Consider the following 377-nt stretch of genomic DNA (forward strand, 5'->3'; position numbering starts at 1 on the left):
CAACCTTCCGTCTGATTTCGAGTTGAATATTTGGGATGGCACTAATGTGCAATCTGAATCCCGTTACGTTCTGAGCACGGAGAAAGAACTGGATACCACTTTGTGGGTTGTAAGCCAGAAGAATCCGGGAAGTGATGGAACAACAACGCTGACAATGAGTGAGTACAGCGACGACATGTACGAATATAACATCACGTCATCGTGATACAATATACATCAAATTCACAAAGGAGCATTTATTATAATGGCTACCACACCAACTAATAAACCAATTCCGTCAGAAGACCCGCGCGACCTCAAGTTTAACGCCGGGAAGATTGATGAGGTAGTGACATCTGATGCGCATTACTATACTGATCGCTTCGGCGTACGCCGCT

Annotated in this window: 1 protein-coding gene; it reads left to right on the forward strand. The window is 44.8% G+C overall.

Features of this window, described 5'->3' with window-relative positions:
• Positions 1-205 (forward strand): hypothetical protein (locus tag H4O21_RS24560; RefSeq protein ID WP_220495877.1); only part of this gene is annotated, 205 nt, incomplete at its 5' end.
• Positions 206-377 lie beyond the last annotated feature (172 nt).

Origin of the sequence: Oceanospirillum sediminis (assembly GCF_014164585.1) — a bacterium.
Classification (GTDB): domain Bacteria; phylum Pseudomonadota; class Gammaproteobacteria; order Pseudomonadales; family Halomonadaceae; genus Oceanospirillum; species Oceanospirillum sediminis.